Origin of the sequence: Streptomyces sp. NPDC056224 (assembly GCF_042267665.1) — a bacterium.
Lineage (GTDB): Bacteria > Actinomycetota > Actinomycetes > Streptomycetales > Streptomycetaceae > Streptomyces.
Window position 1 is genome coordinate 34,919 of record NZ_JBHJTK010000042.1, and the last position, 26,353, is coordinate 61,271.

A 26,353-nucleotide genomic window follows, 5' to 3' on the forward strand; every position below is an offset into this window, starting at 1 on the left:
CGAGGCCGGTGGTCAGGAAGGCCACGCGGTCCTCGGGGGTGCCGTTCAGGGCCGCGTTGGCCTCGCGGATGACGGACTTGCCGCTCGCAGGGTCGGCCAGGATCTTGGCGATGGCGACGGCGTTCTCCGTGTCCGAGCCCACGACCGTGGTCACCGACGCCGTGGTCGGCGCCGCGGCAGCGAGGGACGGCGTGGCGAGCAGGAGGGCCGGAGCCAGGGCTCCTGCGGTCAGGGCGAGCGCAGCTCGGGTCAGTTTCATGGTTCCCCCATCGATCGAATGGCTGTCCGGTCAAGACAGCAAGAAGATCGTTACAGGGGGCCGTGCGGCGGACAACTGCCCACGAGACCAGGCTTTTCGGTCGGCTCGGCGCCGGGGCGGGCGTCCCCGCGCCGTGCCCCGCACCCCTCAGACGAGGGGGTGCGGGGCAGGTCCGTCGGTCGGCGCGGGTGCGTCGTCGGTGCCCGGGGCGCGAGCGGCGGCGTCGGCCGCCGCCTGGCGGCCGATCATGCGGGCGATCACGTCCGGCGCCACCGCGCGGGAGTAGAGCCAGCCCTGTCCCGTGTCGCAGCCGACACGGCGCAGCCGGGCCGCCTGCCCGGCGGTCTCCACGCACTCCGCGGTCACCGTCAGGCCCAGCCGGTGCGCGAGCTGCACCAGCGCCTCGACGATGGTCTCGTCGGCCGGATTCGGGTGCGTGCCCTCCTCGTAGCGGAAGCCCCGTACGAAGGAGCCGTCCAGCTTCAGCACCGAGACCGGCAGCCGGCTCAGGTAGGCCAGGTTCGAGTACCCGGTACCGAAGTCGTCGATGGCGATCCGCACGCCCATGTCGCTCAGCGCCTGGAGGGCCTGGAGCGGCCGGCCCGCCGAGCCCATCACGGCCGACTCGGTCAGCTCCAGCTGCAGCAGCTGCGGCGCCAGCCCCGTCTCGGCCAGGATCTCCGCGACATCGCCCACCAGGTCCGAGTCCCACACCTGGCGCACCGCGACGTTGACCGACACGAAGACCGGGGAGTCGCTGGGCTGCTCGATCTGCCAGCGCCGCGCCTGCCTGCAGGCCGTGCGCAGTACCCACTGCCCCAACTGGACGATGGACCCGTCCTCTTCCGCGATTCCGATGAACCGATTCGGCGTGAGCGTGCCGAACTGCGGGTGGTTCCAGCGCACCAGGGCCTCCACCCCGCGCACCGCCCCGCTCTCCAGGTCCACCAGCGGCTGGTACTCCAGCTCGAACTCGCCGCGCTCCACGGCCGGCCGGAGGGTGGAGGACAGTGCCTGCCGTGTCATGCGGTGCGCGTTGCGCTCCGGGTCGAAGAGGGTCCAGCGGGCCTTGCCGTCCGCCTTCGCCCAGTACAGGGTCGTGTCGGCGGCCTGCATCAGCCCGGTCGCCGAGGTCCCGGCGGTCGCCCGCTCCACCACTCCGATCGACGCGGACACCGACAGCCGCTGGCCGGCCAGGTCGAACGGCTCCTGGACGGCGGCCAGTACGCTGCGCGCCAGGTCCACGAGCTGCTCGGTGCCGCTGGAGTCCTCGACGAGCAGGGCGAACTCGTCGCCCCCGAGCCGCGCCACCAGATGCCCGCCCGTGCGCCCGTACCCGGACTGGTCGGCGCACTGGGTCAGTCGCGCCGCGACGGCGGCGAGCAGCCGGTCGCCGACCCGGTGGCCGAGCGTGTCGTTGACCGCCTTGAACCCGTCGAGGTCCAGGTAGCACAGCCCGATCCGGCCGGTCCCGCCGCCGTGGTCGTACGAGGACGCCTCCAGGGCGGCGGAGAGCCGTTCGAAGAACAGCGCCCGGTTCGGCAGCCGGGTGACGGGGTCGTGCATCTGGAGGTGCCGCAGGCGGGCCTGGAGGTCGCGCCGGTCGCTGATGTCGGCGACGGACAGCAGGACGTCGCCCGTCCCGGGCACGGGCCCCAGGGTGACCTCGGTCCACAGCGAGTGCCCGTCGGGGTGCTTGAGGCGGCGGGTGCAGCGCAGCCGTGCCTGCCGTCCGCGGAGCACCTCCTGGTACGCGGCCCAGGTGCGGGCCTCGGCGGCCAGGTCGACCAGGTCGGCGGCGCACCGGTGGACGAGTGCGTGCGGCTCGGCGCCGAGCAGGCCGGCGAAGGCCTGGTTGGCTGCCACGACGTAGCCGTCGCGGTCGACGACGGCCATGGGGAGGTGGGCCGCGTTGAAAGCGGCCCGGTAGTCGCGCCGTTCGGCCTCGTCCCGCGCCGGGGTCCGCGGCGGAGTCCGCGACGGGGCCGCCGTCGCCGACACTGATCCGTGACTCTCGGTAATGGTCGGGCGGATGCTGTCGGCCGCCGAACCGGTTCCTTCTGGGGTTCCGCTCACCGTTGGCTCCCGCAGTGCTCGTGAGTGTCCGTGCAGGAAAGTGTGCCGATCATAGAGGCTGCCGGGAGGCCCCATCCAGCGGCGTCGCCGTGTGAGGGGCGGGAGTTCGGCGTGATGACGCCGGGACGGCCGCAACCCGGGCGATCGTTTCTGTGCGGCTCTGAGCATGCGGGGGCGTTGGCTGATCTCGCGTGATCGGTCGTGACGTTCTGTAGGCAGGTGCGTGAATCCCGGGGGTCACCGGCTTGCCGTACCGCTCACTCGTGTGGGGCAGCGGAACAGGGCATTAGTAAGACAAGCGCCTCAAGGTGGACGAGATGGTACGAACCCACCACCGGAGGTCGATGTGCCGCGACAGGAGACACCCGGGGGAGTGGACCGCTCCCGCATCCGAAGTACGGCGGCAGCGCTCACTTCCCTGACGGCACTCGCCGCCATGTCGCTCGTCGCGGGACCCGCGGTGGCCGTCCCCGGGGCCGGGCCGTGCGCGCTGACCCGAACGGACGCCCACCACTCGCTGGGCCTCGACACCTGGAACCGCGCCTACCCGCGGCCCGAGCGCACCCTCGACGCGGTCATGGTCTTCCTCTCCTTCCCCGACCACCGGACCGCCCTGCGGCCCGAAGAGATCACCGGCGACTACTTCCCCGCCACCAGCGACTTCTTCGAACGGGCCTCGTACGGCAGGTTCCACCTGGTCCCGCACCCGCAGAAGCAGTGGATCCGGATGCCCAAGCCGTCCGCCGCGTACGGGATACAGCGCGACTGGGCCCCCGAGGACCGGGCGGCCTACCTGCGGGACGCGGTGGCGGCCGCCGACCCCGAGGTGGACTTCAGCAAGTACGACGTCGTCTACTTCGTCGCCGACCCGGACGCGCCGGGGGTGGACTCCGATGCCACCAAGGTCGTCAACTTCGACCGCCCGCTCCGCGCCGACGGCACGGACCTGCGGCGGATCGTCACCGTCTTCGAGCGCCACCCGCCGGACCGCAACGTGCTCGCGCACGAGACCGGGCACGTCTTCGACCTGCCCGACCTCTACCACCGGCCGACGGACGGCAAGGGTGACTGGGACACCTACGTCGGCGACTGGGACGTCATGGGCAGTCAGTTCGGGATGTCCCCGGACCTCTTCGCCTGGCACAAGTGGAAGCTGGGCTGGCTGGACGCCGCCCAGGTGGACTGCGTGCAGTCGGGCTCCTCGCTGCACACCCTGCAGCCGCTGGCCGAGGTCCCGGTCCGGGGCGGCACGGGCGGGACCCGGCTCGCGGTGATCCGTACGGGCCCCGGCAGTGCGATCGCCGTGGAGGCGCGGGGCTCCGCCGGCAACGACGGGGACACCTGCACGGAAGGCGTCCTGGTCTACCGGGTCCGCAACGAGGCGGCTTCGGGCGGCGGTCCGATCGAGGTCCTGGACGCCCACCCGTCGACGGAGGCGTGCTGGGACCGCTCGGTGTACCCGCCGCTGGCGGACGCGCCGCTGGAGGTGGGGGAGACCTACACGGTCCCGGGAGAGCGGATCACCATCAAGGTGGCGGACCGGACCCGCTCGGGCGCGTACACGGTGAAGATCACCACGTGACGGGGGAGGGTGGAGGGCGACGGATACGAAGAAGGCCCCCACTCTGCTGAGTGGGGGCCTTCCTCCGTCTGTGCGCCGCCAGGGACTCGAACCCCGGACCCGCTGATTAAGAGTCAGCTGCTCTAACCAACTGAGCTAGCGGCGCTTGCTGACGTTGTAGAGATTAGCACCCGGATCCGCGGAACGAAAAATCGATATCCGCAGCTCGGGCGGCGCGGACGAACGCCCACAGCAGGGCCTCGGCCCCGGGGAGCCACGGCAGGCGCGCGTCGGGGGCGACCAGCCAGCGCGACGGGCCGGTGGCGCCGGTCAGCGGAGGGACGGTGACGGCGTCGCCGTGTCCGTGGCACAGGGGCGCCGGGACGGTGCGGGAGCCTCCCCACTCCTCCCACGCCAGCAGGGCGGGGAGTCGGTGGGCGGTGCCCGCGGCGGCGAAGAGCAGCATCCGGCCCCGGTGCACGGCGACCGGGCCGCAGCCCGGGCCCTCGGCCCAGAGCAGGTCCAGGACGCGGCGCCCGAGGACGGCCGGGACGTTGACGACGTCGAAGGCGTTCCCGCAGGGCAGTACCGCGTTCGCGGTGGGCCGCTCCTCCCAGGCCGCGAGGGTGCTCCGCGGATCGGCGCACGCCGAGACGAGCCAGGCGGCGCCCTGCGGGGTGACGTGGGTGGCGGGGGCGGTGCGTGCGTCGAGGGCCGGGCAGCCGGGCGCCGTCGTCAGGGTCGTCATATGCCAGATGTACCCGGCGTGACGTCCCGGTTTCCAGGAGTTACCGGAAACCGGGACAGGGCGGGTGTTGCTGGGGTATGTTGCGCGCCCCGCATATGCCGGACCGCCCGTGCTCGGCGGTGCGGACCGGTCCCGTCAGGGGACGTCCAGGCCGTGCTGCAGGGATTCGCCGAACTCGATCATCTTGCGGGCGTAGTCCTCGGTCCACTCCGCCCGTTCCGCGATCGCCGCGGGCGAGAGCCGGTCGAACCGCCGCGGGTCCGCCAGCTGCGCGGCCGCCAGCGCCTGGAACTCCACCGCCCGCTCCTGCGCCGCCCGGAAGGCCAGCGTCAGCTCGGTGGCGCGGGCCAGCAGCTCGCGGGGATCCTCGATCGACTCCAGGTCGAAGAAGTGCTCCGGGTCCGTGGCGGCCTCCGAGGGCTCGAAGAGCAGCGGTGCGGGCCGCAGCCTCCGCTCGGTCCGCTCGGGCTCTGCCATGCGCGTCCTCCTGCTGCGTGCGAAATCCTTCCGGGCCACCGTCCATTGTCCAACGCCGCGCAAGGGCGCACAGCGGCCGGATGGAACGTCCGTACGGCCGGTGAGGTGCGGGAGGAGCCGTGCGGACCCAGTGGCGGGGGAGTCGAGCAGATGGCCGCCCGCGGCGCCTCCCGTCACACCGTGACGGTCTCCGCGGCACGGAGCGCGGCCAGTTCCGCCACGTCGTCGAGTACGCCGGCCAGCTCGCCCGCGAGGCCCTCCGGCGCGGTGAACCCCTCCGGGCCGACCAGCTTGGAGATGCCCGGGATCGCGACGGACCGGCCGGCGGGACGCATGCCGAGCCGGTTGAGCACGGGGAGCAGCATCTCGGCGGCCGGGGCGCCGCCGGTGGGGCCCGCGCTGTAGCTGACGAGGCCGACCGGCTTGCCGCGCCACTCGCTGTAGAGGAAGTCGATGGCGTTCTTGAAGGGGGCGGTGAAGCCGCCGTTGTACATCGGCAGGACGAAGAGGAAGGCGTCCGCGGACTCGACCAGGGCGCTCCAGTCGCGGGTGTGCTGGTGGGTGTAGACGCCGGTGGAGGCGTACTCCGGCTCGTCCAGGAAGGGCAGCGCGATCTCCCCGAGGTCGACGGGGGTGACGTCGAAGCCGCCCCGTGCGCGGACCTGCTCGGTGACCCACCGGGACAGCGGGCGTCCGGAGGAGGTGGGGCGGGTGGCGGCGGAGATGACGTGCAGGCGGGTCATTGGAGGGGGCTCCCCGTTCGATGGTTGTTGACGTGTCACCTATATAACCCGGCAGGTGTGTGACATGTCAACCAGGTAGGTGATGTGTCATCAATCTGATTAGAGTGCCTCCATGACCGCACCCGAGCCCCGCTGGCTCACCGAGCCCGAGATGGATGCCTGGTATGCCTGGCGGCGGATGTTTCCCCTGGTCAACGCCGGAATCGCACGCGACCTCAACCACGACAGCGGCCTCTCCGAAGCCGACTACGACGTCCTGTCGGTGCTCGGCTCCACGGCGGGCCACCGCATGCGCATCAGCGCCCTGGCCGTCCTGATGCAGTGGTCGCGCAGCCGGCTGTCCCACCAGCTCACCCGCATGGAGCAGCGCGGCCTGGTCCGCCGGGAGGAGGTACCGGCCGACGCCCGGGGCGCGGAGGTGGTCCTGACCGGGACCGGCGTGAGCACGATCACCTCGGCGGCCCCCCTCCACGTGGAGTCCGTACGCCGCCACCTGATCGACATCCTGACCCCGGAGCAACTGAGCACCCTCGCCGAGGTGGGCGAGGTCCTGCGCACCCGCCTGGGCATCGAACGCAAGGCGTGACCCGGTGTGGGGGGTCGCTGACCGTCCGGAGGTTCAGGGCCGCCACGGGATGCGGTGGTTGGACCGGAAGTCCCAGGTGGACATCATCGCTTCCCAGCCGTCGGGGCTGTATCCGTGGCCGCCTGCGGCGGCGTGCCGGACTCCGTCCGGTGTGGGGGGTCGCTGACCGTCCGGAGGTTCAGGGCCGCCACGGGATGCGGTGGTTGGACCAGAAGTCCCAGGTGGACATCATCGCTTCCCAGCCGTCGGGGAATTTGACCGTGACGCCCAGCTGTACCGGCTCCGTCGAGGGGTGGTCGTCCAGGAGTTCCGCGATGCCCGCCCGGGCCACCACCACGCAGGCGTGCCGGTGGCGGGAGGCCAGCACGCACAGGCGGCCCGTCTCCAGGTGGAAGGCCGTCGCGTCCGGGCGGCCCGAAAGGGGGTGGAGCACCACGGTCAGGTCGTACTCGCGGCCCTGGAGGCGGTTCGCGGTGTCCACGGTCACCCCGGTGACGCCCAGCGAGGTCAGCGCCGCGCGGACGGCCGCCGCCTGGTCGCGGTGGGCGGTGCCCACGGCGATCCGGTCGGCGGTCAGCGGGGCCGGCCCCGACGACTGCTCGTCGGAGGTCACCGCCCCGCGGTCCAGGGCCCGGCGGACCACCTGGGCCACCGCGCGGACCGCCTCCGGGTCGGTGCGCGGGGTGTGCCGCGCGGGCAGTTCCAGCAGTCCCCAGCCCGATTCGGCGGCCTCGTCCAGGACCCGGTCGGGACCCGACCCGTCCGAGGGGACCCCGTACGAGAGCCGCCGCTCGCCCGGCCCCGTACCGCTTCGGAACTGCGTGTACGGGTAGAAGGCCCGCGAGACCAGCGGCGCGGCCGTCGACGGGAGCCGCCAGGACACCGGCAGCCGGTGCTGCGGGAGCTGCGGGTTGTGGGCGAGCAGGGTGGTCACCGCCGAGGCGGACGGGTCGTAGGACAGGCCCGCCCACTGCTCGGCGCCCACCACGCTGAAGGGGTCCAGCTGCCCCGGGTCGCCCACGAACAGCGCCCGCTCGAACAGCCCGGCCACGGCCAGCAGCGCGTCGGAGCGCATCTGGTACGCCTCGTCGACGATGGCGTGCTCCCAGGGCTCCGCGTCCTTGACGAAGGCCCACTTAGCCGCCGTGGAGATGGTGATCGGCAGCTCCGCGAGGTCGCCCGGCTTGGCGGAGAGCGTCACGGAGGGCAGCTCGCGCAGCGCCGGGTCGTAGGCGTCCCCGTCACTGCTGTGCAGCCGGCCCACCTTCAGCTCCGGGTCCTTGTCGGCGAGCCGCAGCACCAGGTCGTCCACCTGCGCGTTGGTTTGCGCCACCACCATCAGCCGGCGCCCGGCCGCGGCCAGCTCCCGGGCCGCCCGGACGACGAGCGTGGACTTGCCGGCCCCCGGCGGGGAGTCGACGACCACGCCCCGCTCGGTCCCGTGCAGGGTGTCGTGCAGGATGGCGGCGGTCGCCTGGGCGGCCGCGGCCCCCGGGTCGAAGGAGTTCACAGCACGTCCTCGGCGGTCACGGGGTCGGGCAGTGCGGGGGCGGTCAGGTGTCCGGGCGGGCCGCCGTGGGTCCACGGGGTCTGCTCCGGGTCCGGGAGCTTCGGGCCGCCGCGCGCGTCGTGCTCGAAGAGCGTCCAGCACACCCGGTCGCCCTTCTCCGGCACCGAGCCCGGCTCCGGATCCCTGCCCCGGCCCATCTTGTCCAGCAGCCGCAGCACGATCTGCCCGTCCTCCTCGTAACGCACGAAGGCGGCCGACTGCGGGCGGCCGTCCAGCGAGCGGAACACCTTTCCGCCGCCGTCCTGCGCGAGCTGCGGCCGGTCCTCCGTGGCCACCGTGACCAGCGGGCGCGGGCTCGGCCGCTTCGACTCCGTCCACTCCATCACCACCTCGGTGACCTCGCCGACGAAGGCCTCGCCCGTCAGCCGGCGGCCCGCCATCACCAGGGGGTCGTCCAGCGCCTCCTGGGCGTCGAGCCGCACCTGCTCGGTCTCCCGGGTGGCCAGCTTCTGCGCCGCCGTCACCGCGTCGTCGCGGCGCGGCTGCGGGGGCTCGCCCGCCCGGACCCGGTCCCGGTGGCCGGTGTACGACCAGCGGTCGCGCGTCCAGCGCTCCTCGGCCCGGGCCCCGGCGGGCAGCGCGCGCAGCAGGTCCAGCGACTGCCACACCGCGTCCCAGGTGGGCCGCATCTGGTCCGCGACGAGCCTGCGGACCGCCCGCTCCGCGCGCTCCACCGCCTCCGGGTCGTCCGCGGTGCGCGCCGCGTCGTAGCGGGCCATCGCGGGGGCGAGCAGCCGGTTGTCGAAGGCCGGGTCGGTGGCCGGTCCGGCGGGCGGGACCAGCAACTGGCCGTCCCGGTCCCGGGACAGCTCGGCCCGCAGCGCCGCCCCGGCGCCGGATTCGCCCTCCGGGGGAGCTATCCAGGACAGCAGCGCGCCCAGGTGCTGGTCCTCCAGGTTGCTCTGGCCGCTGGCCCAGTGCCGACCCAGCAGCTCCGTCGCCGACAGCAGCATCGAGGATCCGGGGACCCGCGAGCGCTCGCCGAGGTGGGTGAGCCAGCGCCCCAGCAGCGGCACCCGCGCGGGCGCCGGATACGGGTTCTCCGGGTCCTCCTCGGCCGTCCGCCGGAACCGCATCGACCGCCCCAGGAGGCGTACGTACTCGATGGCCGCCCGGCTCGGCACGACCAGCTGCGGCGCGTCCAGGCAGAGCTCCGCCTCGACCTTGCTCCTGCGGCCCGTCTCCGGGTCGGTCTCGCTGCGCTCCACGAGCTCGACCTCGTCGCCGTACGACTCCACGTACGGCAGCACCTCGTCGGCGAGGTCCGCCAGGAAGGCCCAGCGCAGGTTCCGGTCGCGCGGCTGGGGCACCACCAGCAGCCGCGGCTCCGCGGGATCCGTGCCGACCAGCGCGCCGAGCGGGGCCCCGGTCTCACCGGCGGTCGTCAGCGGTACGAGGACCAGCGGGCGCTCGCCGAGGTGCCGGTGCCGCACGGTGGCCAGCGGCTGGGCCCGGCCGGTGCGGACGGCCTCCAGTCGGGCGAGGGTGGTGAGGAGGGTCATCCGGACGCCTCCAGCGCCTCGGCGCGCAACCGGGCCGCCCGCCGCAGCGCCTCGGCCGTGGGATCGCCGTCGGGGCCGTGCCCGGCGGCCGCCGCGAGTGCCGCCCCGATGGTGGTCAGCGCACCCAGCTCACCCCGTACGGATCGGCCCAGCGCGGTCACCTCGTCGGCGGCGCGGGCCTGCTCCCGGCAGTGGAACGCCAGCTCGCAGGCGGCCAGGCACTCGGGGGCGTAGGCGGCGTCCACCGCGGAGACGGCTTCGGCCAGTTCCCCGGCGGTGCGCGCCGGGTCGAAGCTGAGCCCCTCGGGCAGCGCCGCGGCCAGCTCCTCGACCCGGGTCAGCCGGTCCAGCTGGCGCCGGGTCACGGAGCGCTCGCGGCGGATGTCGACGGGTGCGGCGGTGGGCAGGTTGGAGAAGTCCTTGGGGCAGACCAGCAGCACCGTGTGGCCGACCTCGGCGCCGGCCAGCACCCCCGCGGTCTTCTCCAGGGCCAGCGCGTAGACGGCGGCCTGGCGGGCGGCGGCGCCGACCTTCGCGGCGTCGGCGGAGCCGTCGATCATCGGGAAGGACTTGATCTCCACGACGGTCCAGCGGCCGTCGGGATGGACGACGACGGCGTCCGGCTCCAGGTAGGCGGGGGAACCGGCCACCTCCAGGGCCAGCATCGGGTGGTCCAGCAGGGTCCAGGCCCCGGTGTCCCGCCCGGCGGCGGTGGCCTCGCGCAGGGCGAGCGCGGTCCGCGCGGCACGGCCCTCGGGGCCGGCGGCGGTCAGGTCGGGGACGCGGGCGCCGGGGCCGGGGGGCTCGGATCCGCCGCCGAGGTGCTCGTACACCAGCCGCAGCAGCTCGGACCCGCCGTCGCCCTTGATCCTGGCCTCGAAGGAGTTCCCGCGGACGATGGCGAACTGCGACTGCCCGAACGGGGCGGGGGAGCCGAGCGCCGAGGCGAGGGCGGTCTTGTCCACCCCGGCGCCGTCGAGCAGGGCACGTCTGCCGCAGCCGGGATTGGCGGCGAGCGCCGCCAGCGCCCGGGCGTCGAGCGGGCGGGGCGGCACGGCCGGGCCGCGCAGGCCGGCGAGCCGCTGCCGCAGTGTCGTCTGCGGGGCGCTGCCGGGCGGGTAGGAGCTCACGGGCGGAAGTGTCCCATCCGCCACTGACAATCGTGGACTTACGGCGGAATGGGCGGCGGGACCGGCCGCCGTTCATGTGTTGGATGATGTACGGACGACAGAATCAGCGTAAAAGCGCGCGAAATCATCCGAACCGCATCGGGAGAACTCCATGGCCCCCCGCATCCTGCTGGCCCGCCACGGCCAGACGGCGTGGTCCCAGCTCGGCAAGCACACCGGACGCACGGACGTGCCGCTGCTGGAGGAGGGCAAGCGGGGTGCCGAGCTGCTCGGCGAGCGGCTGGCCCGCGACCCGTGGAAGGGCCTGCCCGGGGTGGAGGTCCGCACCAGCCCGCTGGTCCGCGCGAGCGAGAGCTGCGACCTGGCGGGCTTCGGGATCCAGGCGGAGCCCTGGGACACGCTGATGGAGTGGGACTACGGGGACTACGAGGGCATGACCCCGGCGGAGATCCAGGCGGTCAGCCCGGGCTGGCTGATCTGGCGGGACGGGGTCCCGGGCGGCGAGTCCGTCGCCGACGTCGCGGCGCGCGCGGACGAGGTGGTCGCCTGGGCCCGTTCGGCGGAGCGCGACGTCCTCGTCTTCGCGCACGGGCACATCCTGCGCACGCTGGCCGCGCGCTGGCTGGGCTTCGAGGCCTCCTTCGGCGCCCGGATCCGGCTGGAGCCCACCTCGCTGTCGGTGCTCGGCTGGGCCTATGGGGCCCCCGCGCTGGAGCGCTGGAACGACACCGGGCACCTGGACGCGTAGCCGGTCCGCCGCGCGGAAGGGCGGGGCCGCCCGGCTGCGCGGAGCCTCCCGGGGGCCGCCCGCGCCCGCGCCTCAAAGCGCGGGGCGCGACTCGAGGACCGGAGCGGGGCTCAAGGACCGGACCAGGGCTCCGCCCCGCGCCTGCGGCCCACGCCCCGCGGCCCTGCGCCCGCGCCCCGCGGCCCTGCGCCTGCGGCCTGCGGCCCCGCGTCCACGCCCCGCAGCTCCGCGCCTGCGGCCCATGGCCCCGCGGCCCGCGCCCGTGGCCCGTGGCCCCGCGCCTGCGGCCCCGCGTCCACGCCCCGCGGCCCCGCGGCCGCGGCCTGCGCCTGCGGCCTGCGGCCTGCGGCCTGCGCCTGCGGCCTGCGCCTGCGGCCCGTGGCCCCACGCACCGCGGCCCCGCGCCTCACGCGCCGGCGTGCTGGATGTGGCCGGCGCACGGCAGATCCCGCCCGCGCCGGGTGCACCTCACCGGGGTCCCCGGACGGCGGGAGGGTCTGGGCGCCGCCCCGGCAGCGGTGGCGCGCCGGGGCGCGGGCGGTGCCCACGGCGGGAGCCGGCGGGCTGCGCCGTCAGACGGCCGCGTGCCGGGTCAGGAAGGCGCCCACGCGCGGTGAGCGCTGGTGCGGGACCAGGGCGCGCGCCGTCTCCGAGAGCATCGACCGCACCCGGGTGGACTGCACCTCGGCCAGCAGGTCCAGCACCCGGCCGCCCGCCCAGGCGGCCTCGTCGGGGGCTCCCGCGTGGGCCAGGTCACTGGCCAGTTCGGCGGAGTAGAGGGCCACGTTCCGGGCGAAGTGCGGGTCCTGGAGGTCGGCGGCGCGGCGGGCGTGCCGGGCCGCGCGGGCGTGCTCGCCGAGTGCCGCCCAGCACCTGGCCTCCAGGTATTCCAGCTCGGCCTCGCCGAAGAAGGACATCCACTCGGGGTCCGCGCCCGCCTCGCCCCGGGAGAACTCCGTGTGGGCCCGGGTCAGCGCCTCTTCGCAGGACCTGCGGTCGGCCAGGCCCGCCCAGCCGCCCGCCTCCCGCAGCGCGAGCAGCGACAGCAGCCGCGGGGAGCCCAGCGAGCGGGCGGCGCGGCGGCCCGCCTGGGCCGCCCGTACCGCCTCGCGCGAGCGGCCGCAGTCCCGGGCCAGGAAGGCCATGTTGCTGAACGCGTGCGCCTCCAGGGCCGCGTCCCCCGAGACCCGGGCCGTCGCCAGGGCCTCCGCGTAGTGCGAGCGGGCGTCCTCGAAGCGGCCCGAGTCGTGGGCCAGCCAGCCGACCGAGACGGCCAGTTCGCCGGTGCCCGAGTGCAGCCGGTCCTCGGTGGACTGCCGGGTCGCCCCCGCGTCGAGCAGCGCGTAGGCGGCGCGCAGCGGTTCGGCGGCCCTGCGGTACAGGGCGTCCGCCCCGTGCCGGTCGTCGAGCAGCCGGATCTGGCGGACGGCTTCCTCGACGGCCGCGGCCTCGGACTCCCCGGCGCGGGAGGGCGGCCGGCGGGTGTCGCCGAGCAGGGTCAGGCCGATCGTCGCGGCCGCCACGGTCGCGGAGCCGCCCGCCATGAACGCGCGACGCAGCACGTCGCTCTCCTTGGAACGGGTGAGGTGGGAGGTCGTCCGGGGGCCCAGCTGCGCCGAGCGGCCGCGTACGGCCTCGCGCGGGGAGAAGCCCAGGTCGGCCAGGGCGCGGCCGGGGAACATGTGCAGGAAGACCCGCTCGTACGCGTAGTTGGGACAGCGGATCTCGCCGGACTCGACGCGGCCGATGTAGCGGGCGTCGCAGGAAACCGTTTCTCCGATCTCCTTCGCCGCCCGGCGCACCAGCGCCGCGAACTCGGCCGGGGAGTGCTGCCCGCGCAGCCGCCGGAACGTGGAGTTGGGTGAGTGGGGGGACGCCGCCATGGACGTGGCCTCTCTGGCAAGGAACGCAGCGCCGGCGCGTGACGTGTGGGGGTGTGGCCCGGCGCGCATGAACGTACCGCCAGGGAGAGGCCGGTCACACGATTATTGGCTACAAACCGGATATCTCACCCGCGATCCGCCATGAACTGCCATCCTTTGCAGCGTCTTGCCGCCGCACCCGTTGACGTTCCCGTGCGTTGAACCCATGCGGAGTGGGAGGCGACTGACCGCTCCCGGCTCGTACGCGGATCGAGGAGGGGTTCCCTTGGTGGAGGCCGGCATGGAGAGCACTGGAACGAACACCGCGCCCGAGCCCGGTGCGACCGTGACCGCCGCTCCGGACCTGGTGACCGTGCCCGCCCGGCAGGGCCTGGAGGCGGTGGACATCATCCGCCGGGCCGCCAGTCAGGCGGCCGGCGGGGTCGGACCCGTCCTGCACGACGGATCCGGCGACACCCTCGGCTTCCTCGTCCCGCCAGGCACCGCCGACGCCTGGGACCTGCCGGGCAGTGCGTGCACGCAGACCAACGGGCGCGGGATGCGCTTCGGCGACCAGGCCTCGCCGGTCGCGGGGGACACGGGCTGGCTGCTCCCGCCGGAGGCCGTCGAGCCGGTCACCGACCCCGCGGTGCTGCGCGCGGCGCTGGGCGAGGCCGCCCGGCTGATCGAGGCCGCGGACAACTGCCGTTGATCACCGCCCCCTGCCGGCCGTCGCTGCCGGCCGCCCTTGTCGGCCGCTGCTCTCGGCCGCGCCTGTCGGCCACCCCTGAGGGCCAGCTCTGAGACCACCGCTGACCGGCGACAATGGGTGAGTGGCGAGCAAGGACAGAGGCAAGGGCAGGGGCAGGGCCGAGCAGCGCGGGCGCGGTGGCGCCGAGGCGGTCGTCGGGCAGGTGGCCGGCGGACGGGCGGAGCTGGAGCCCGACCGCGAGCGCACGGACGCCTGGACCCTGCTGATCGACGGCGCCCCGCAGTCGCACGTGGACCTGGCCGACCCCGGGTACCTGGACTTCGCCTACCAGCGGCGGATCGGCCACCTGATCGACCTCGTCGCGCCCGCCCGGCAGCCCCTGAACGTCGTGCACCTGGGCGGCGGCGCCTTCACCCTCGCCCGCTACACCGCCGCCTCCCGCCCCCGCTCCACCCAGCAGATCGTGGAGATCGACGCCGAGCTGGTGGCCTTCGTACGGGAACACCTGCCGCTGGACCCGCAGGCGCGGGTCAGGGTCCGGGCGGTGGACGCCCGGGCGGGCCTGGCCAAGGTGCCGGACGGCTGGGCGGACCTGGTGATCGCGGACGTGTTCAGCGGTGCGCGCACCCCGGCGCACCTGACGAGCACCGAGTTCCTGGACGACGTACGCCGTGCCCTCGCGCCCACCGGGTGGTACGTGGCCAATCTCGCGGACGGTCCGCCGCTGGCGCACCTGCGGGGGCAGGTCGCGACGGCCGCGTCCCGGTTCGCGGAGGTGGCGCTGGCGGCCGATCCGGTGGTGTGGCGGGGCAAGCGCTTCGGCAACGCGGTGCTGGTGGCGGCCGACCGCGAGCTGCCCGTCGCGGAGTTCACCCGCCGGGTCGCGAGCGACCCGCACCCGGGCCGGGTCGAGCACGGCCGGGCGCTGGCGGACTTCACGGGCGGGGCCGCGCCGGTCGCCGACGCCTCGGCGGTGGCCTCGCCACAGCCGCCGCCCTCGGTCTTCCGCTAGTGCTGCGACCGGCAGGGTCCACCGGGCCACAGCACCAGGGGCGTCCGGCAGCCCCCGGACAATTGATCAAGCGAGATCCGAAGAGGACTCCCGAAGCGCGGCATTCCCTGCGTAGTGTGTTGATTCGTAGGAGGGTTGCCCCCCTGCGACGCGCTTCAGGAGACGGCCGACGATGTCTGATTCCCCTGCACCCCACGGTTCCCCCGCCCCCAGCACCGCCACGTCCGATTACACCGAGCGGCTCGCCCGCCTCGAGCACTCCGGGCTCAAGCGGCTGCTGCCGACCCAGGCGCCGTACCGGTGGAACCTGCGGAGGCTGCGGCTGGGCCGGGTCCTCGACATCGGCTGCGGCCTGGGACGGAACCTGCTCAACTGCGGTCCGGACAGCGTCGGGGTCGACCACAACCCGCACTCGGTGCAGACCTGCCGCGAGCGCGGACTGACCGCCTACACCCCCGACGGGCTGGCCGCCGCCCCGGACTGCGGGCCCGGCTCCTTCGACAGCCTGCTGGCCGCGCACGTGCTGGAGCACGTCGACGAGGAGACCGCCTCCGAGCTGCTGGCCCAGTACCTTCCGCTGGTGAAGCCCGGCGGCTCGGTCGTGCTGATCACCCCGCAGGAGGTCGGCTTCCGCTCCGACGCCACCCACATCCGCTGGGTCGCCTTCGACGAGCTGCGCGGCCACGCGGCCCGGGCCGGGGTCGCGGTGCGGCGCACCTACTCGTTCCCCTTCCCGCGCCCGCTGGGCAAGGTCTTCCCGTACAACGAGTTCGTGCTGGTGGGCACGGTCCCGGCGGCCGTCACCCCCTAGGGGTCGACGATCTCCACCACGGGCGGGTGGTCGTGCCAGGTGCAGAAGACCGACACCTCACGGCCGTCGCGCGTGAAGGTGACCCGGATCCAGAAGTCCTGCTTCCACACCTGCATGCGCCAGCCGGCCGCCGGGGTCGCGGAGACCAGCTCGGCCGAGGAGGTGCCCAGGTCGAAGACCGCCCGCCCGCCGGAGACCGGGTAGGCCTTCACGTTCCCCGAGGCACCCTCGCCCGGCTGCGGGTACGGGCCCGGCCCGGTCGGCGGCACCGGCGAGGACTGGGCGGGGGAGGACGACGGGGACCGCGAGGGGCTCGGCGACGCCGACTCCGACGGGCTCGGCGAGGGCGCCGGGGAAGAGGACGGCGGCCCGGGCCGGTGGGTCGAGGAGGACAGCGGCTGCGTGGCCAGCGGCACCGCGAGCGGGGGATCGTAGGCCGTGCCGGACATGACGGTGTGCACGCCCCACCACGACAGCGTGACCGCCGCCCCGGTCGCCAGCGTCCAAGCCATGACGTGTACAAGTCCTCTTCGCATCAAGCGACATACTGCACCACCCGGCACAAGAGTGTCCCGACACCCCGGCGGGTCCCCCGTATGGGCTACCGTGCGGGCCATGGCAAGTGTGCTCGTGGTCGAGGACGACCAGTTCGTACGTTCCGCCCTCATCCGGCACCTGACCGACGCCTCGCACACCGTGCGGAGCGTCGGCACCGCCCTGGAGGCGCTGCGCGAGGTCGCCCACCACCGCTTCGACGTGGTCATCCTCGACCTCGGACTGCCCGACCTCGACGGGTCGGAGGCGCTCAAGATGCTCCGGGGCATCACCGACGTACCGGTGATCATCGCGACCGCGCGCGACGACGAGGCGGAGATCGTCCGGCTGCTCAACGACGGCGCCGACGACTACCTGACCAAACCCTTCTCCGTGGAGCACCTCTCGGCCCGGATGGCCGCCGTGCTGCGCCGCTCGCGCGCCGCCGCCGGCGCGGAGCCGCCCTCGCGCGTCCTGCGCGTCGGCGGGCTGTCCATCGACCCGCTGCGCCGCCAGGCCGAGCTCGACGGGACCGTACTCGACCTCACCCGGCGGGAGTTCGACCTGCTGGCCTTCCTCGCCGGACGGCCCGGCGTGGTCGTGGCCCGGCGCGAGCTGCTCGCCGAGGTCTGGCAGCAGTCGTACGGGGACGACCAGACCATCGACGTCCACCTGTCCTGGCTGCGCCGCAAACTCGGCGAGACGGCCGCCCGACCGCGCTACCTGCACACCTTGCGGGGTGTCGGGGTCAAGCTGGAGCCGCCCCGGTGATGCCCCGATGAGGTGGGCGCTGGTCAAGGTGTGCCTCGCGGTCACGGCCATGGTGGTCGTGGCCTTCGCCGTGCCGCTCGGGCTCGTCGTCCAGGAGATGGCCAGCGACCGGGCGTTCTCCAACGCCGAGCGGCAGGCCGCGACCATCGGGCCGACGCTGTCCATCACCACCGACCCGGCGCAGCTGCGCAAGGCGGTGGAGTCCACGCAGATGGGCGCGGCCCGCCGGATGGCCGTCCACGTGCCCGCGATCGGCGACAGCGGGCCCGTGGACATCGGCGAGGGCCGGGCGGGCGAGCACGCCGTCGCGGAGACCCGGCGGATCGGGCGCGGGACCACGACCAAGGTGGCGGGCGGGGGCTCGGCGCTGCTCCAGCCGACCGCCCTGGGCTCCGGGGACATCGCGGTGGTGGAGGTGTTCGTACCGGAGAGCGAGGTCAGCAACGGCGTCGCGACCGCCTGGCTGGTGCTCGCGGGCGTCGCACTGGCGCTGATCGTGGGCTCGGTGGCCGTCGCCGACCGGCTCGGCGCGCGCCTGGTACGGCCGGCCGAGCGGCTCGCGGACGCCGCGCACCAGCTGGGCGAGGGCCGGCTCGGGGCCCGGGTGCCCGAGGGCGGCCCGAAGGAACTCCGGTCGGCGGCCGTCGCGTTCAACGCCATGGCGGACCAGGTGGTGGAACTCCTCGCCAACGAGCGGGAACTGGCCGCCGACCTGTCGCACCGGCTGCGGACGCCGCTGACGGTGCTGCGGCTCAACGCGGCCTCGCTCGGGGACGGTCCGGCAGCCGAGCAGACCCGCGCCGCGGTGGAGCAGCTGGAGCGCGAGGTCGACACCATCATCCGTACGGCCCGGGAACAGCGCGCCCCCGCCGCCACGGGCGCCGGAGCCGGCGCCGGATGCGACGCCTCCGAGGTGATCCGCGACCGGATGGCCTTCTGGTCGGCGCTGGCGGAGGACGAGGGCCGCGAGGTGCGGCTCGCGGGCGTGGACCGCACGGTACGGATCCCCGTGGCGCGGCCCGAACTCGCCGCCGCCCTCGACGCCATGCTCGGCAACGTCTTCCGGCACACGCCCGAGGGCACCCCCTTCGCGGTGGACGTCCACGACGCCTCGGACGCGGTCATCGTGCTCGTCTCGGACGCGGGCCCCGGCATCGCCGACCCGGACGCGGCCCTGCGCCGCGGCAACGACGGCGGGCGGGACGGCTCGACCGGCCTCGGGCTGGACATCGTGCGCAGGGTCGCGGAGTCGACCGGCGGCGACGTCCGGCTGGGGCGTTCGGTCCTCGGGGGCACCGAGGTGCGGGTCTGGATCGCCCTGGACGGCCGGACCCTCGGCCGCACGGGCGGTGTGCGCACCCGGCACGGCCGGCGCAAGCGGCGCAGCAACTGACGTAACGCGGGAGGGCGGGGGGCGCGCCTCGCGGGCGGCATGTCCGGACATCGATACGGTCCGCGGCATGGACACCCTCATCTTCGGCGGCCTCCTCGCCACGCTGATCGCCATGTACCGGGAGTCGTCCCGCACGGCCGTGCTGGCCGCGTGGTGGACCATGCTGCTCGCCGTGATCCTGCTGATGGCGCACCACATCACCGGCGGCCTCGCACTGACCCTGAGCTACTGACCGTGGCCGTCATGCACACCCTCCTCCCGGAGGAGACGCCGACGGGCGGCCTGCTCGGCCGGGCCCAGTACTGGTTCGCCTGCCTCTTCGCCATCGGCTGGACGGGCGTGGTCTGCGGTGGCCTCCTCTACCAGTTCGGGCTGTGGGAGTACCCCTGCCCGCTCTGCATCGTGCAGCGCATGTTCATGCTGCTGGCGGCGATGGGCGCGGCGTACATCGTCCGGACGGCGCTGGCGTACGGCGCGGTGACCGGCCGCGACTACATGACGGGCTGGGGCCTGTCCCTGGTCGCGGTGATCGCGGGCTCCTTCGCGTCCTGGCGGCAGACGGTGCTGCACATCCTGCCGAAGGACAAGGGGTACGGGAGCGAGCTGCTCGGCCTGCACCTGTACGTGTGGGCGTGGATCCTCTTCCAGGTCTCGGTGGTCGCCATCGGCATCGCCCTGGCCTTCGCCCACTCGACGGCGGACCGGTCCGTACCGGCGACCGGACCGGGGCCGCTGCGGGCGGCCGGAATGTTCGCCCTGGGCTTCCTGGGCCTGGTCATCGCCGTCAACCTGGTGGCCGTCTTCTTCCAGGAGGGCCTCCACTGGTTCCTGCCGGACGCCCCGGACCGCTACCGGTTCCTTTACGACGTGGGGATCCTGGACGAGGCGGCACCCAAGGGCGCCGGACATCACTGACCGGAAGGAATCAGGCATGCACTACGCAGTCCTCGGCACCGGGATCGTCGGCCGGACGGTGGCCGCCCGGCTCGCCGACCTCGGCCACGACGTGGTCATCGGGACCCGGGACCCCGCGGCCACCGCGGCCCGCGAGGAGTACGCCGACTGGCAGGCGGGGCAGCCACGGGTGCGGCTGGCCGGCTTCGCACAGGCCGCGCGGGAGGGTGAGACCCTGGTCAACGCCACCGGAGGGCAGGTCAGCATCGCCGCCCTGACGGAGGCGGACGCCGCGCACCTCGACGGCAAGGTCCTGATCGACATCGCGAACCCGCTCGACTCCTCGCAGGGCTTCCCGCCGAGCCTGGACCCGGTGAACACCGACAGCCTGGGCGAGCTGATCCAGCGCACGTTCCCGCGGCTTCGGGTGGTCAAGACGCTGAACACGATGAACTGCCGGATCATGGTCGACCCGGCCCGGGTCGCGGGCGAGCACCACGTCTTCCTCTCCGGCGAGGACGCGGACGCGAAGAAGGCCGTGCGCGAGCTGCTCCACTCCTTCGGCTGGCCCGAGCGCGGCATCCTCGACCTCGGCGGCATCGAGACGGCGCGCGGCACCGAGATGCTCCTCCCGGTCTGGCTCCGCCTGATGGGGGCCCTCGGTCACACCGACTTCAACTTCCACATCCAGGGGGCCTGACGGGACCGGACCCCGCACGGACGGGGGCGCACGAGTTGCCGCGCCCCCGTCCCGCGCCGAGGGTGGGCGTGACGGAAGGAGCCACGCATGAAGGTCATGCTCCGCGCCCACATGGACACCGCCGCCACCAACGAGGGCATCATGACCGGCGCCCTGCCCCAGGCGATCAAGACGCTGATGGACAGGGTGAAGCCGGAGGCGGCCTACTTCGGGCTGCACGAGGGCGTGCGCTCCTGCTGGATCGTCTTCGACCTCCAGGACAGCACGATGATGCCCGCGCTGACGTGGGACCTGTTCCGTGAGTTCAACGCCGAGATCGAGGTCGGTCCGGTCATGACCGCGGAGGAGCTGGCGAAGGGGCTGGCCGCGGTACAGACGTAGTCCTGACCCGGTCCTGACCCGGTCCTGACCCGGTCCTGACCCGGTCCTGACCCGCCCTGAACCAGTCCTGACCCGGTCCTGACCCGGTCCTGGGCGGGCCGCCTCCGCCCGGCCGGGTTCGTCACCGCGTGCCGAGGACGCCGCCGCGGGCCAGCCGGGAGTACCAGCGCGCGCTGGAGCGCGGGGTGCGGGCCAGCGTCTCGTAGTCCACGTGGACGATGCCGAAGCGCTTGCTGTAGCCGTAGGACCATTCGAAGTTGTCCAGCAGCGACCACAGGAAGTAGCCCTGCACCGGGGCGCCGTCCGACAGGGCGCGGTGGAGGGCCGACAGGTGGGCCTCCAGGTAGCCGATGCGTTCGGGGTCGTGCAGGTCCGGGGCGTACGCGGCCCCGTTCTCGGTGACCAGCAGCGGCAGGCCCGGCGCCTCCTCGGTGAAGCGCATCAGCAGGTCGTACAGGCCCGTCGGGTCGATCGACCAGCCCATGTCGGTCCGCTCGCCGGGCGGCTGGTGGAAGGCGACGGTGTCGGCGCCCGGCCACGGGGAGTGTTCGGTGGCCCCGTGGCCGTCGGCGCGCGGGCCGCCCCCGCCGGGAGCCGCCGACACCACCGCCGGGGTGTAGTAGTTCACGCCGAGGAAGTCCAGCGGCTGGTGGATCAGCGCCTCGTCGCCGGGGCGGACGAAGGACCAGTCGGTCACGGCGGAGGTGTCCGCGAGCAGGTCCTGCGGGTACGCCCCGTGCAGCAGCGGCCCGGTGAAGATCCGGTTGGCCAGGGCGTCGATCCGGCGCCGGGCGTCCAGGTCGGCCGCCGAGCCGGTCAGCGGCCTTACCGCGCTCGTGTTGAGCGCGATCCCCACCCGCGCCGAGGCGGGCAGGGCGGCGGCGGCCAGGCCGTGCGCCAGGTTGAGGTGGTGGGCGGCGCGCAGCGAGTCGGCGGGGGAGGTGCGGCCGGGGGCGTGCACGCCGGAGGCGTAGCCGAGGAACGCGCTGCACCAGGGCTCGTTGAGGGTGGTCCACAGCTCCACCCGGTCGCCGAGGGTCTTCGCGACCTGCTCGGCGTACTCGGCGAAGGCGTACGCCGTCTCCCGCTCGGGCCAGCCGCCGCCCGCGCTCTCCAGCTCCTGCGGCAGGTCCCAGTGGTACAGGGTCACGCACGGCTTGATCCCGTACGAGAGCAGCTCGTCGACGAGCGCGTCGTAGAAGCCGATCCCGCCGGAGCGCACCCGCGGCCAGGACACCGAGAACCGGTACGCCCCGAGCCCCAGGCCGGCCATCAACCGGACGTCCTCCCGCCACAGCCGGTGGTGGTCCACGGCGACCTCGCCGGTGTGACCGCCGTACACCTTGCCCGGCGTACTGCAGAAGGTGTCCCAGATGGACGGCCCCCGCAGCCCGGCCCCGCCCTCGATCTGGAAGGCCGCCGTGGCGGTGCCCCAGAGGAACCCCTCCGGGAACCGCACGCTCTCGATCGGCACAGTCGTCATCCTTTGACAGCTCCCTGCATGATGCCGCCGACGATCTGGCGGCCGAAGACGAGGAACACCAGCAGCAGCGGGAGCGTGCCCAGCAGCGCACCCGCCATGATCACCGACTGGTCGGGGACGTAGCCCCGGCCCAGCCCGGTCAGGGCCACCTGCACCGTCGGGCTGCCGTTCTGGGTCAGCGCGACGATCGGCCAGAAGAAGTCGTTCCAGGCCATGACGAAGGTCAGCATGGCCAGCACCGCCATCGCCGGGCGGGCCGCCGGGAACACCACGTGCCACACGATCCGCAGCGAGCTCGCGCCGTCCGTGCGCGCCGCCTCGACCAGCTCCGACGGCAGCGCCTGCGCCAGGTACTGCCGCATGAAGAAGACCCCGAAGGCGGAGACCAGCGTCGGCAGGATCACCGCCTGGAGCCGGTCCGTCCACGACAACTGGGCGATCAGCATGTACAGCGGGACCACGCTCAGCTGGGGCGGGATCAGCATCGTCCCCACCACCAGCGACATCAGCAGCCGGCGGCCCCGGAAGCGGAGCTTGGCGAAGGCGAAGCCCGCCAGGGTGGAGAAGACGACCGTCCCGGCCGCCACCGTGGTCGCCACGATCACCGTGTTCAGCAGGGCCGCGTCCATGTTCGCGTCGGTCCACGCGACCCGGAGGTTGCGGCCCAGGTTCCCGCCGAACCAGAACGGCGGCGGCGTCTGCGCCAGCCGCGTGTTGCTGCGGGAGGCCGCGATCGCCGTCCACACCAGCGGGAAGAGCGAGCCGGCGGTGAACAGGACGAGCACCGCGTACGTGAGCCTGCCCGCGCGCAGGGACCTCATCGGGAAGCCTCCCGTCCGCGCAGCAGCCGCGCCGCGCCCGCGATGACCAGCAGGATCAGGAACATCGCCCACGCGATGGCCGAGGCCCGCCCCAGGTGCAGGTTCACCCAGCCCTGCTCGTACAGGTACAGCCCGAGCGTCTGGAACTGGTGATCCGAGCCGCCCGTGGCACCCGACCCGCCGTTGAACAGCAGCGGCTCGCCGAACAGCTGGGTCGCCCCGATCGTCGACACGACACAGGTGAAGAAGATCGTCGGCCGCAGCGAGGGCACGGTCACGTGGATGAACTGCTGCAGCCGCGACGCCCCGTCCAGCGCCGCGGACTCGTACAGCTCACCCGGCACGGCCTGCATGGCCGCCAGGTAGATCAGCGCGTTGTAGCCGGTCCACCGCCAGATCACGATGGTGGAGACCGCCAGCTGGGAGGCGAAGGTGCCGTTCTGCCAGTCCACCGCCTCGAAACCGGCCGCCGACAGCGCCCAGTTGACCATCCCGTAGTCCCGGCCGAAGAGCAGCACGAACACGAGCGTGGCCGCCGCCACCGAGGTCGCGTACGGGGTGAGCACCGCGACCCGGAAGAAGGCGGAGCCGCGCAGCTTGTAGTTGAGCAGGTGCGCCAGGCCGAGGGCGATCGCCAGCTGCGGCACCGTCGACAGCAGGCCGATCGTCACGGTGTTGCGCAGCGCGTTCCAGAAGAACTCGTCGTCCCACAGCCGGGTGAAGTTGCGCAGCCCCACCCACGTCATGGAGTCGGGATCGGTCAGCTCCACCTGGTGCAACGCCGCCCAGCCCGTGTACAGCAGCGGGAACAGCCCGAAGGCGGCGAAGAAGAGGAAGAAGGGAGCCACGAAGGCGTACGGGCTCCAGCGCAGGTCCCAGCGGTAGCGGCGCGAGCGCCACGCCTGGCCCCGGCCGCCCCCCTCGGCCCCCCGCGCGGAGCGGGAGGACGAGGGGGACAGGACAGCCGTCTCGTCCGTCACCGGCGCCTCACTGGTCCAGGGCGTTGTCGATCGCCTTCACGGCGGCGTCCCAGCCCTCCTGCGGGCTGCGGCCCTTCTGGTCGACCTGGAGCATCCCGATGTCCGCCAGGTTCTGCGCGATCACCAGGTCCTTCGGGCCGACCACCGTCACCGGGACACCCTCGGCCGCCTTCGCGAAGATCTCGCCGATCGGGGCGCCGCCGAAGTACGCGTGCTGTGCGCCCGACACCGTCGGCAGCTTGTACGCGGCGCTCGCGCTCGGGAAACTGCCCCGCTTCTCGAAGAGCTTCGCCTGCTGCGCCGGAGCCGTCAGCCAGGCCGCCAGCTTCGCCGCCTCCTCGGCGTGCTTGCCCGCCTTCGGCACCACCAGGAACGAGCCGCCCCAGTTGCTCGGCTTCGGCGCCTGCGCCACGTCCCACTTGTCCTTGCCCTCCGGGCCCGCCTTGTCCTGGATGTAGCCGAGCATCCAGGCCGGGCAGGAGACGGTCGCGAAGGAGCCGTTGGCGAAGCCCTGGTCCCAGGCCGGCGTGAACTGCTGGAGCTTGGCGCTCAGCCCCTCGGTGGCGAAGGAGGCAGCCAGGTCGAAGGCCCCGCGCACCGCCGGGTTGGTCTTGTAGACGACCTTGCCCTGGTCGTCGTAGAAGCGCTGGGCGCTGCTCCCGGTCACCGCCGCCATCACGCCCGAGGCGGAGTCCACGAAGGCCTTCCCCTCGCCCGCCTTCGCCTTGTACGCCTTGCCCGCCTCCAGGTACTTGTTCCAGTCGCCGGCCCACAGCGCCCCGACCGCCGCCCGGTCGCCCGGCAGGCCCGCAGCCTCGAAGAGGTCCTTGCGGTAACAGATCCCCTGCGGCCCGATGTCGGTGCCGAGGCCGACCGTGGCCCCGCCCTTCGCCGCGCTCGCCGTGCCCTGCGCCCACTTCCACGGCAGGTACGAGGCCTTGTCCACTCCCGGCGCCTTGCCCAGGTCCACCAGCTTGTCGGCCTGCGTGGAGGTGATCTCGGCGATGTTGTTGACCTCGACGGCCTGGATGTCGGCGAGCCCGCTGCCGGTGCCCAGGTGGGTGAGGAGCTGGGGGTAGTAGTTCTCGTTGCGCTCGATCGAGGTCTGCTCGATCCGGATCCCGGGATTCTGCGCCATGTACTCGTCGTAGAGCCCGGCCTCCTGGAGGCCGAAGGCCCCGAAGACCCCGACGGTGAGGGTGGTCTGTGCTTTGCCGCCCGCCGGTGCGCCCTTCCCCGGGGCCTCGGCCGGGTCCTGCGCGCATCCCGTGAGCAGGACGGCCGCCGCGCCGAGCAGACCGGCCGTGGTGACAAGATTTCTTCGGGCTCGCATCTGGGTCCTCCCTGAAGGACGGAACGTGCCGGGTGTCGTGTGCCACAGTGTGGGAGCGCTCCCACGATCGTCAAGAGGTAGATTCACACCTGGGAGGAAGCCATGAACGGGCACGGGCGAAGCGGGGGACGGCCGACCCTGGAGGAGGTCGCGGCGCGCGCCGGAGTCGGGCGCGGCACGGTCTCCCGGGTGATCAACGGTTCCTCCAAGGTCAGCGAGCACACCAGGGCCGTGGTCGAGGCGGCCGTCGCGGAGCTGGGGTACGTGCCCAACCGCGCCGCCCGGGCCCTCGCGGCCAACCGCACCGACGCCGTCGCGCTGGTGATCCCCGAGCCGGAGGCCCGCTTCTTCGCCGAGCCGTACTTCTCGGACGTGGTCCGCGGGGTCGGCGCCGCCCTTGCCGAGACCGACGTCCAGCTGGTCCTCACCCTGGCCGGCAGCGACCGCGAGCGCCGCCGCCTCGCCCAGTACCTGTCCGGGCACCGTGTGGACGGGGTGCTCCTCGTCTCCGTGCACGCCGGGGACCCGCTGCCCGACCTGCTGGCCGAGCTCGGCATCCCGACGGTGATCAGCGGCCGCCGCTCCGCCGCCGAGACCCTGCCCTCCGTGGACTCCGACAACCTGGCGGGCGCGGCCGAGGCCGTACGCCACCTCCTCGGGCGGGGCCGCCGGGCGATCGCCACGATCACCGGGCCGCTGGACGTGTACGGGGCCCAGTGCCGCCTCGACGGCTACCGGCAGGCCCTGGTCGCCGCCGGGCACCCCGTGGACGAGCCGCTGATCGCCGTCGGCGACTTCACCGAGGACGGCGGCCGCCGGGCCATGCGGGAGCTGCTGGAGCGCCGCCCCGCGCTCGACGCGGTCTTCGCGGCCTCGGACGTGATGGCGGCGGGCGCCCGCCGGGAGCTGCGCGCGGCCGGGCGCCGGATCCCGCAGGACGTGGCGCTGGTCGGCTTCGACGACTCGGTGGTGGCCCGGCACATGGACCCGCCGCTGACCAGTGTCCGGCAGCCCATCGAGGAGATGGGCCGGACCATGGCGCGGGTGCTGCTGGAGCGGATCTCCGGGGTCCCGGAGGGCGGGGCGGCGGCCGTCGTGCTGCCGAACCGGCTGGTGGTCCGGGAGTCGTCCTGAGGACGAGGGAGGGCGAGGGCGGGATTCCGGTGCGAACGCAGAGGGCCCCGGGGGCGCGGGGGGGGACCGGGGCCCCACCCCCCGGGGGGTTGAGGGCGGTTAAACCCCCCCCCCCCGGCCACACCCACAGAG

Annotated in this window: 26 protein-coding genes, 1 tRNA gene and 1 pseudogene; 13 read left to right on the forward strand and 15 right to left on the reverse strand. The window is 73.8% G+C overall.

The window, feature by feature from the left end:
• Positions 1–259: ALF repeat-containing protein (locus ACFCZ1_RS31710; RefSeq protein WP_376681722.1), on the reverse strand; the 259-nt coding region annotated here is incomplete at its 3' end.
• Positions 260–406: 147 nt separating this feature from the next.
• Complete coding sequence (locus ACFCZ1_RS31715) at positions 407–2,335, reverse strand: putative bifunctional diguanylate cyclase/phosphodiesterase (RefSeq protein ID WP_376681723.1); 1,929 nt, start codon at positions 2,333–2,335, stop codon at positions 407–409.
• A gap of 346 nt (positions 2,336–2,681) precedes the next feature.
• On the opposite strand from ACFCZ1_RS31715, the gene ACFCZ1_RS31720 reads away from it, so the two are divergent.
• Positions 2,682–3,917 carry a M6 family metalloprotease domain-containing protein gene (locus ACFCZ1_RS31720; RefSeq protein WP_376681724.1) on the forward strand — a complete coding sequence of 412 codons (1,236 nt, stop codon included), beginning with the start codon at positions 2,682–2,684 and terminating at the stop codon, positions 3,915–3,917.
• 71 nt (positions 3,918–3,988) lie between these two features.
• Here ACFCZ1_RS31720 and ACFCZ1_RS31725 read toward each other — a convergent pair.
• The 4 genes and pseudogenes from ACFCZ1_RS31725 to ACFCZ1_RS31740 form a co-directional block, all read right to left on the reverse strand.
• Positions 3,989–4,062 (reverse strand) — tRNA-Lys (locus ACFCZ1_RS31725).
• Positions 4,053–4,644: pseudogene (locus ACFCZ1_RS31730) on the reverse strand (bifunctional DNA primase/polymerase). The gene ACFCZ1_RS31725 and the pseudogene ACFCZ1_RS31730 overlap by 10 nt, the downstream one beginning before the upstream one ends.
• A gap of 135 nt (positions 4,645–4,779) precedes the next feature.
• Positions 4,780–5,121, reverse strand: a complete 342-nt coding sequence (locus tag ACFCZ1_RS31735; protein WP_376681725.1) for a hypothetical protein — start codon at positions 5,119–5,121, stop codon at positions 4,780–4,782.
• Positions 5,122–5,294: 173 nt separating this feature from the next.
• The gene (locus ACFCZ1_RS31740; protein ID WP_376681726.1) at positions 5,295–5,864 is read right to left on the reverse strand and encodes an NADPH-dependent FMN reductase; all 570 of its coding nucleotides are present in this window, start codon (positions 5,862–5,864) and stop codon (positions 5,295–5,297) included.
• A gap of 112 nt (positions 5,865–5,976) precedes the next feature.
• Between ACFCZ1_RS31740 and ACFCZ1_RS31745 the strand changes: the two genes are divergently transcribed.
• Positions 5,977–6,450, forward strand: coding sequence for a MarR family winged helix-turn-helix transcriptional regulator (locus tag ACFCZ1_RS31745; protein ID WP_376681727.1), 474 nt, complete (start codon positions 5,977–5,979; stop codon positions 6,448–6,450).
• A 178-nt stretch (positions 6,451–6,628) separates the two neighbouring features.
• Here the strand turns inward: ACFCZ1_RS31745 and ACFCZ1_RS31750 are convergent, their stop codons facing one another.
• From ACFCZ1_RS31750 to ACFCZ1_RS31760, 3 genes are read right to left on the reverse strand one after another with little or no spacing between them, the layout of a single operon-like run.
• Positions 6,629–7,960: an AAA domain-containing protein gene (locus tag ACFCZ1_RS31750; RefSeq protein WP_376681728.1), complete on the reverse strand. Its 1,332-nt coding sequence runs from the start codon at positions 7,958–7,960 to the stop codon at positions 6,629–6,631.
• Positions 7,957–9,522, reverse strand: a complete 1,566-nt coding sequence (locus ACFCZ1_RS31755) for a hypothetical protein (protein WP_376681729.1) — start codon at positions 9,520–9,522, stop codon at positions 7,957–7,959. The genes ACFCZ1_RS31750 and ACFCZ1_RS31755 overlap by 4 nt, the downstream gene beginning before the upstream one ends.
• Positions 9,519–10,682: a hypothetical protein gene (locus ACFCZ1_RS31760; RefSeq protein WP_376681730.1), complete on the reverse strand. Its 1,164-nt coding sequence runs from the start codon at positions 10,680–10,682 to the stop codon at positions 9,519–9,521. Before ACFCZ1_RS31760 ends, ACFCZ1_RS31755 begins: the two co-directional genes overlap by 4 nt.
• Before the next feature lie 121 nt (positions 10,683–10,803).
• Between ACFCZ1_RS31760 and ACFCZ1_RS31765 the strand changes: the two genes are divergently transcribed.
• The gene (locus ACFCZ1_RS31765; RefSeq protein WP_376681731.1) at positions 10,804–11,400 is read left to right on the forward strand and encodes a histidine phosphatase family protein; all 597 of its coding nucleotides are present in this window, start codon (positions 10,804–10,806) and stop codon (positions 11,398–11,400) included.
• 572 nt (positions 11,401–11,972) lie between these two features.
• On the opposite strand, the gene ACFCZ1_RS31770 is transcribed toward ACFCZ1_RS31765, so the two are convergent.
• Positions 11,973–13,283 carry a tetratricopeptide repeat protein gene (locus ACFCZ1_RS31770; RefSeq protein ID WP_376681732.1) on the reverse strand — a complete coding sequence of 437 codons (1,311 nt, stop codon included), beginning with the start codon at positions 13,281–13,283 and terminating at the stop codon, positions 11,973–11,975.
• A gap of 280 nt (positions 13,284–13,563) precedes the next feature.
• On the opposite strand from ACFCZ1_RS31770, the gene ACFCZ1_RS31775 reads away from it, so the two are divergent.
• The 3 genes from ACFCZ1_RS31775 to ACFCZ1_RS31785 all read left to right on the forward strand — a co-directional run bounded on the left by ACFCZ1_RS31775 (position 13,564) and on the right by ACFCZ1_RS31785 (position 15,797).
• Positions 13,564–13,974, forward strand: a complete 411-nt coding sequence (locus ACFCZ1_RS31775; protein ID WP_376681733.1) for a hypothetical protein — start codon at positions 13,564–13,566, stop codon at positions 13,972–13,974.
• 121 nt (positions 13,975–14,095) lie between these two features.
• Positions 14,096–14,986 carry a spermidine synthase gene (locus tag ACFCZ1_RS31780; RefSeq protein ID WP_376681734.1) on the forward strand — a complete coding sequence of 297 codons (891 nt, stop codon included), beginning with the start codon at positions 14,096–14,098 and terminating at the stop codon, positions 14,984–14,986.
• A 172-nt stretch (positions 14,987–15,158) separates the two neighbouring features.
• On the forward strand, positions 15,159–15,797 hold the full coding sequence (locus ACFCZ1_RS31785) for a class I SAM-dependent methyltransferase (protein ID WP_376681735.1): 639 nt from the start codon (positions 15,159–15,161) through the stop codon (positions 15,795–15,797).
• Here the strand turns inward: ACFCZ1_RS31785 and ACFCZ1_RS31790 are convergent.
• Positions 15,794–16,333 (reverse strand): hypothetical protein, encoded by a 540-nt coding sequence (locus ACFCZ1_RS31790; RefSeq protein WP_376681736.1) that lies wholly within the window; start codon positions 16,331–16,333, stop codon positions 15,794–15,796. The two genes, ACFCZ1_RS31785 and ACFCZ1_RS31790, sit on opposite strands and share 4 nt — an antisense overlap.
• 79 nt (positions 16,334–16,412) lie before the next feature.
• Between ACFCZ1_RS31790 and ACFCZ1_RS31795 the strand changes: the two genes are divergently transcribed.
• The 6 genes from ACFCZ1_RS31795 to ACFCZ1_RS31820 all read left to right on the forward strand — a co-directional run bounded on the left by ACFCZ1_RS31795 (position 16,413) and on the right by ACFCZ1_RS31820 (position 20,470).
• Positions 16,413–17,102 carry a response regulator transcription factor gene (locus tag ACFCZ1_RS31795; RefSeq protein WP_376681737.1) on the forward strand — a complete coding sequence of 230 codons (690 nt, stop codon included), beginning with the start codon at positions 16,413–16,415 and terminating at the stop codon, positions 17,100–17,102.
• 7 nt (positions 17,103–17,109) lie between these two features.
• Complete coding sequence (locus ACFCZ1_RS31800; RefSeq protein ID WP_376681738.1) at positions 17,110–18,495, forward strand: sensor histidine kinase; 1,386 nt, start codon at positions 17,110–17,112, stop codon at positions 18,493–18,495.
• 67 nt (positions 18,496–18,562) lie between these two features.
• Complete coding sequence (locus tag ACFCZ1_RS31805; RefSeq protein ID WP_376681739.1) at positions 18,563–18,727, forward strand: DUF5993 family protein; 165 nt, start codon at positions 18,563–18,565, stop codon at positions 18,725–18,727.
• An 11-nt stretch (positions 18,728–18,738) separates the two neighbouring features.
• Positions 18,739–19,410: a disulfide bond formation protein B gene (locus tag ACFCZ1_RS31810; RefSeq protein WP_376681740.1), complete on the forward strand. Its 672-nt coding sequence runs from the start codon at positions 18,739–18,741 to the stop codon at positions 19,408–19,410.
• Positions 19,411–19,426: 16 nt separating this feature from the next.
• Complete coding sequence (locus ACFCZ1_RS31815) at positions 19,427–20,089, forward strand: NADPH-dependent F420 reductase (protein WP_376681741.1); 663 nt, start codon at positions 19,427–19,429, stop codon at positions 20,087–20,089.
• Between the two features lie 87 nt (positions 20,090–20,176).
• A complete protein-coding gene (locus tag ACFCZ1_RS31820) occupies positions 20,177–20,470 on the forward strand; it encodes a hypothetical protein (protein WP_376681742.1) in 294 nt (97 codons plus the stop codon).
• 121 nt (positions 20,471–20,591) lie between these two features.
• Here the strand turns inward: ACFCZ1_RS31820 and ACFCZ1_RS31825 are convergent, their stop codons facing one another.
• Genes ACFCZ1_RS31825 through ACFCZ1_RS31840 form a run of 4 tightly spaced genes read right to left on the reverse strand, consistent with a single transcriptional unit; the run spans position 20,592 to position 25,087 of the window.
• A complete protein-coding gene (locus ACFCZ1_RS31825) occupies positions 20,592–21,953 on the reverse strand; it encodes a GH1 family beta-glucosidase (RefSeq protein ID WP_376681743.1) in 1,362 nt (453 codons plus the stop codon).
• The gene (locus tag ACFCZ1_RS31830; RefSeq protein WP_376681744.1) at positions 21,950–22,774 is read right to left on the reverse strand and encodes a carbohydrate ABC transporter permease; all 825 of its coding nucleotides are present in this window, start codon (positions 22,772–22,774) and stop codon (positions 21,950–21,952) included. The genes ACFCZ1_RS31825 and ACFCZ1_RS31830 overlap by 4 nt, the downstream gene beginning before the upstream one ends.
• Positions 22,771–23,733 carry a carbohydrate ABC transporter permease gene (locus ACFCZ1_RS31835; RefSeq protein ID WP_376681748.1) on the reverse strand — a complete coding sequence of 321 codons (963 nt, stop codon included), beginning with the start codon at positions 23,731–23,733 and terminating at the stop codon, positions 22,771–22,773. The genes ACFCZ1_RS31830 and ACFCZ1_RS31835 overlap by 4 nt, the downstream gene beginning before the upstream one ends.
• A 28-nt stretch (positions 23,734–23,761) precedes the next feature.
• Entirely contained in the window at positions 23,762–25,087 is a 1,326-nt protein-coding gene (locus ACFCZ1_RS31840) for an extracellular solute-binding protein (RefSeq protein WP_376681745.1), read from the reverse strand.
• A 102-nt stretch (positions 25,088–25,189) separates the two neighbouring features.
• Here ACFCZ1_RS31840 and ACFCZ1_RS31845 point away from each other — a divergent pair, with 102 nt between their 5' ends.
• Positions 25,190–26,221, forward strand: a complete 1,032-nt coding sequence (locus tag ACFCZ1_RS31845) for a LacI family DNA-binding transcriptional regulator (RefSeq protein ID WP_376681746.1) — start codon at positions 25,190–25,192, stop codon at positions 26,219–26,221.
• The last annotated feature ends 132 nt before the right edge of the window (positions 26,222–26,353 follow it).

Bases quoted from the DNA above. Each gene is read 5' to 3' on its own strand.
- ACFCZ1_RS31815 (WP_376681741.1), top strand. From the start codon at position 19,427: ATGCACTACGCAGTCCTCGGCACCGGGATCGTCGGCCGGACGGTGGCC.
- ACFCZ1_RS31795 (WP_376681737.1), top strand. From the start codon at position 16,413: ATGGCAAGTGTGCTCGTGGTCGAGGACGACCAGTTCGTACGTTCCGCC.
- ACFCZ1_RS31830 (WP_376681744.1), bottom strand. From the start codon at position 22,774: ATGAGGTCCCTGCGCGCGGGCAGGCTCACGTACGCGGTGCTCGTCCTG.
- ACFCZ1_RS31810 (WP_376681740.1), top strand. From the start codon at position 18,739: ATGCACACCCTCCTCCCGGAGGAGACGCCGACGGGCGGCCTGCTCGGC.
- ACFCZ1_RS31765 (WP_376681731.1), top strand. From the start codon at position 10,804: ATGGCCCCCCGCATCCTGCTGGCCCGCCACGGCCAGACGGCGTGGTCC.
- ACFCZ1_RS31840 (WP_376681745.1), bottom strand. From the start codon at position 25,087: ATGCGAGCCCGAAGAAATCTTGTCACCACGGCCGGTCTGCTCGGCGCG.
- ACFCZ1_RS31775 (WP_376681733.1), top strand. From the start codon at position 13,564: ATGGAGAGCACTGGAACGAACACCGCGCCCGAGCCCGGTGCGACCGTG.
- ACFCZ1_RS31825 (WP_376681743.1), bottom strand. From the start codon at position 21,953: ATGACGACTGTGCCGATCGAGAGCGTGCGGTTCCCGGAGGGGTTCCTC.
- ACFCZ1_RS31770 (WP_376681732.1), bottom strand. From the start codon at position 13,283: ATGGCGGCGTCCCCCCACTCACCCAACTCCACGTTCCGGCGGCTGCGC.
- ACFCZ1_RS31790 (WP_376681736.1), bottom strand. From the start codon at position 16,333: ATGCGAAGAGGACTTGTACACGTCATGGCTTGGACGCTGGCGACCGGG.
- ACFCZ1_RS31785 (WP_376681735.1), top strand. From the start codon at position 15,159: ATGTCTGATTCCCCTGCACCCCACGGTTCCCCCGCCCCCAGCACCGCC.
- ACFCZ1_RS31845 (WP_376681746.1), top strand. From the start codon at position 25,190: ATGAACGGGCACGGGCGAAGCGGGGGACGGCCGACCCTGGAGGAGGTC.
- ACFCZ1_RS31820 (WP_376681742.1), top strand. From the start codon at position 20,177: ATGAAGGTCATGCTCCGCGCCCACATGGACACCGCCGCCACCAACGAG.
- ACFCZ1_RS31805 (WP_376681739.1), top strand. From the start codon at position 18,563: ATGGACACCCTCATCTTCGGCGGCCTCCTCGCCACGCTGATCGCCATG.
- ACFCZ1_RS31740 (WP_376681726.1), bottom strand. From the start codon at position 5,864: ATGACCCGCCTGCACGTCATCTCCGCCGCCACCCGCCCCACCTCCTCC.
- ACFCZ1_RS31755 (WP_376681729.1), bottom strand. From the start codon at position 9,522: ATGACCCTCCTCACCACCCTCGCCCGACTGGAGGCCGTCCGCACCGGC.
- ACFCZ1_RS31735 (WP_376681725.1), bottom strand. From the start codon at position 5,121: ATGGCAGAGCCCGAGCGGACCGAGCGGAGGCTGCGGCCCGCACCGCTG.
- ACFCZ1_RS31800 (WP_376681738.1), top strand. From the start codon at position 17,110: ATGAGGTGGGCGCTGGTCAAGGTGTGCCTCGCGGTCACGGCCATGGTG.
- ACFCZ1_RS31745 (WP_376681727.1), top strand. From the start codon at position 5,977: ATGACCGCACCCGAGCCCCGCTGGCTCACCGAGCCCGAGATGGATGCC.